General features: G+C 53.3%; 2 protein-coding genes. Both read right to left on the bottom strand.

The annotated features are described in order from the left end of the window. Nucleotides 1-274: hypothetical protein (locus ACMLHG_RS04840; protein WP_417169734.1), on the bottom strand; the 274-nt coding region annotated here is incomplete at its 3' end. Nucleotides 275-863: 589 nt separating this feature from the next. Continuing rightward, nucleotides 864-4,367 carry a MobF family relaxase gene (gene mobF / locus ACMLHG_RS04845; RefSeq protein ID WP_417169735.1) on the bottom strand — a complete coding sequence of 1,168 codons (3,504 nt, stop codon included), beginning with the start codon at nt 4,365-4,367 and terminating at the stop codon, nt 864-866. Between the last annotated feature and the right edge of the window lie 12 nt (nt 4,368-4,379).

Consider the following 4,379-nt stretch of genomic DNA (forward strand, 5'->3'; position numbering starts at 1 on the left):
CGAACAGAGCACTGGCCTCTGTGATAGCAATAGAATGTTTTACCTGTCCAAGAAGTTTTCGCTGTTCTTTAGCATTATCCACATAAACAATAAGGTCGTCTGTATCAAAACCGTCAATTTTTCCTTGAAGTTTGACTTTCGTAATGGGCCAACAGGGAAGACAAGGAGCATAACCTCCACTGAGCATCAACGTGACAAAAGACGCCTGAACGTGGGCTTCAAAATGAAAGCCACCGCCTCCGGTTGCAAAAGAATTGCTGAGTTTTTTGCTCATTTGCAGATCTCGTTCACAACGCAGAGTGCGGCAAAGGGCTGGTGGCGATCAATACGTATTCTCGTGGGAACGTGATGCCAAAAGCCAGATGTCACGAATAATGTTTTCATTTTATTCATTTTGCAATTCTACGTCATTCAGGAATACAGCACAAAATATCACAGAAGTCGCACAAAGTCAATTCAAAGTCATAAAAATTGGAGATCCCTATCTCTGAACGTGTAAGTCAGTTACGGTCAGCACACACAAACCCCAATTAATATTGTAACTCCTCGCATGGCTATCGCTAAAGACCTGTTACGGGACATCGACTAATCTATTGTATGTTTTCTCCTGCCTTGAGAAGCTATCGTATCTCAAACTTAAAGGAACCTTATCAATATCTTTTTGCTCAGGTTTCAGTTTACGATGTTCTCTATCCCTCCTGCCTTTGCCAATGCGAGTGGAAGCCATTGGGTTTCAAGTTAACTTCCTGTTTCCCAAGCGATAGACACTGTCCGAATAAACATCTTTGCTGGTATTGCTTTCCCCTAGAGCTCTTCAATACGTTGCTGTCGTGAATGGATGCGTCCGTAATTTTGGAGGTTGATTATAAATCCATTCCACGTCCGGAATCCTTTTCAATTTCCGGCGGCGCCGGAAAACGGGGCTGCGCCCGTTCCGGCGATCTGCTTTTAACGGCTTTCTCCTTCTTCGGTTTCGGCTTCGATTCCGGTTCCAACTCTTTCTGAGCAGCCTCGCGTTCATTGAGCTTGCGCTTTTCCTCTTCAACCCATGCATCGAACTCCTCCCAACCCCACGAATTGAGGGACCGTGCTGGAACGCCGACCTTTTCAAGTACCGGCTCCGATTCCAGCTTTTCCTGCTCTGAGGGGTTGTGTTTTTCTTCCGCATTCCATCTCTCCGAACTATGATGATCCTCCTGAGCGGCTGTTCTTTCAACTCCCGGCTCCGGATCATTCCCGCCATGCTTGCGCTTTTCCTCTTCAACCCATGCATCGAACTCCTCCCAACCCCACGAATTGCGGGACCGTGCTGAAGCATTGTTTTTTCCTGTCGCCGGCTTCGGCTCATCCGGGACGGCGTTTCCCTGACGAATCGGTTCTTTTATGACCGGTTCCGATTCAAGCGGCTTTGGAGGCTGGGCCGCCGGAAATTCGACGGCGTGCTCCTTTTCAAGCTCAAGCAGCGTCTTTTCCGTAACGATTCCGAAACCGTATCTGGCATTGCGGCTGCGACGGACCGCCACTCTCCGACCATGGCGCTTTACTCGTGCCGCCACTCCCTTCAGATATCTCCGCAATTTCCTCAGTCGTCCTTCCACAGACTTGTACTCCGTATCCGGCCGCTTCTCCGCCGCCAGCAGCCGAACCTCCTCCGGCAAAGGCCGCCGTTCCGGAACGCGGGGAATCTCCCCCTCATCGACCAGGTCATGTACGCTCAGGCGGCATTTTTTATCTTTCAATAACTGTTCCTTCAGAAACTCTTTATTCGGACAGTGCAGCGCCATATTCAACCGCCCGCGACTCAGGGCCACATAAAAACTTTTCCGGTCTATCTCCTGCGCCGCCACAACCACTGTATCGGCGGTTCGCCCCTGCGACTTGTAGGAGGTTGTAACCCAGCCGGGACTGATCGCTGAGCAGTTTTCCGGAAAATCAACCAGTTCCCGGTCGGTTCCATCGGCGTTCAGCAGCATGATCTTTGCCGGATCATCAACGATCCGGGCGAGGTTGCCGTTATAGATTTTCCGGCTTTTCAGGTTGACGCCGAACTGGATCACATCCCCCGGGCAAAGTTCCATCTCCCGCAGTTCTCCCACTTCGATATAATCCGCCGACCGCCGGAGGTGGATCGACTTGCCGCTGGTGAAATGCAGCATCCCGTCTGCGACCGATTCGACCACCGCATATTCACCCGCCTCTGCGATATCCTTGAGGCTGCGTACAAAGGATACCGCCATGCCGGGGCGATAGTTTGCAGCCTCCGCCAGCATGGCTTTCTCCCACCGCCAACTGCGGAATACCGGCAGCATTCGTCCGGTTCGAGCGATCACTCCGGCCGTCTTCAGCCGTTCGCGGACGGCGGAGGTCAGGTTGTCGCACTCGTCATGTGTCGGCGCCACCAGAATCGCCCGTTCGGGAAAACGGCCGTTTTCCGTGAACTCCAGATAGCTCTCCGCCGCTTTCTTCAGGTAGTCGGATTTCCCTTCATGAATAAAACCGTTCTCCTCGAATGTATCGAAAGCCGCCTGAAAATAGCCGTCGGCACAATAGGCAATCCCGGCGCGGTAGTTCTCGGACTGCTGCCGACGGATCGTTCTCAGCTCGAAGCGTGCAATCCCGGAATGGTTTTCCAACAGCCGGAAGAAGTCGCCGCTTTCAACGGAAGTATGCTGCCGGGCGTCGCCGACGAACAGCACCCGGTAGTCGTTCTCGCTGGCAAGCCGGATAATCTCCGCGCCTTCGCGCAGAGAATTCAGTCCGTTTTCGTCGATGATCACGTAACTGCCCGCTTCCGGTTTCTTTTCCGAAAGCAAAAAGCTCGCGACGGTGCTTGAATACTGGAATCCTTCCCCTTTCAGCACCTCAACCGCGCTGTTGGTCGGCGCGATCAGGTAAATGCGTTCGAGGCCGCCGCTTTGAAGGCCCCGGCAAAGCTCCTGCAAAGTCGAGGTCTTGCCGGAACCGGCCACGCCCCGGAGCAGGTTGAAGCGATCTGGAGAGTTCAGCAGCCCATGAATGATCGCGGCCTGTTCCTGCCGGCTCTCTTCGCCCGGAAATGCTTCGAATTCCGGCGCGATGGGAGTAAGCAGATTGCGCTGGCATTCTACCGCTTCAATCGCGTAGAGTTCGCGGTCGATCACCTCCTGCGGCGAATACCACGGATTCTCCTTCAGGCCTCCGAGGTTGCACAGCTCCGGTACGTGCGGAACGGCCTGTTTCAAAACCTCCAGCTCAACATGGCCGAGGTTCCGGTTCAGGACCTCTCCGAAAATCTTGTCGAGCTTCAGAACGCTTTCGCGTTCGTATAACTGCGGCAGGGCTTCCCGGATCATCCGGACGCAGGTTTCGATATCATTTCCCGGCAGGCTGCCGGTGTGCCTTCCGGCTTCCCGGACCATCTCATTCAGTTCCCGGCGCTGTTCATCCGAAAGCTGCGAAAGCTGGAACTGCCGCACCTTCGCCCGGTCCGAAGTTTTCAGCTTGTTTTCGCGGGTCGTCATCGAAAGAAAATTATTCTCCGCGAGCGTCGGTTTCCGGCCATGTTCCGCGATGAACTTCTGTTCTTCGGCTTCGATTTCGCGGCGGCGTTTCGAGTAGAGTTCCATCACCTCCGCCGAAACGCCTTTCAGGTCGAACCAGACGATCCGGCCTTTCTCGTCGCGGTGGTCAACCGTTTCGTAACCGAGTTCCCGGCATTTCCGGGCCAGATGGTTGTGGTAGACCTTCCCGGCGTAGCGGATCGCCCGGCACATTTCCAGTGCCTCCAGCGCCTTATAATTGCCGTCGGCGTCCTGCGTCAGATTGACCACCACGTTATGCGTATGGAGCTGCGGATCGAGCGCACGGCTGGTGTCGTGCGTGAACCGCGCATAAAGGAGTTTGCCGGTAAGCTCATAGTTCCGGGTTTTCACATTTTCGCCCGTCCGCACCCGGACCGCGGCCAGATCTTCCAGTTCGTGCATCGCCGCCTGAACCGCCTCCTCATGGGCCTGAAGCAGCCGGGAATCGAACAATGAAATGATCGATACCGACTTCGGAGCCGCACATTGAAAATCAAAGAACCGGACGCCTGATTTTACAGTCCGCTGCGTCAGTTTTTCCAGGGTTTCAGGATTGATGTTCCGTTGAAACAAGCTGAACTCCTCCGAACTGACCGCATCCCACAAATCGAACTCCAACGCCAACCGTCCACACCATCTTCCCTGTACTTTTTCATGTTCCGAATAATAATCATTCGAAGAAAGATGATTCATATAAAAAGAACGTCCATCCCCACGAACAGCCTTAATCTTCGTCATATTGAACATAGCTCCAACACCTCCTTTCAGAAGAAAAGAATCCCTTTTGAAACTCAATGTAAAAGCCATAAATCAAGCTTA

The sequence above is a fragment of the Victivallis sp. genome (assembly GCF_048170485.1).
Taxonomy (GTDB): domain Bacteria; phylum Verrucomicrobiota; class Lentisphaeria; order Victivallales; family Victivallaceae; genus Victivallis.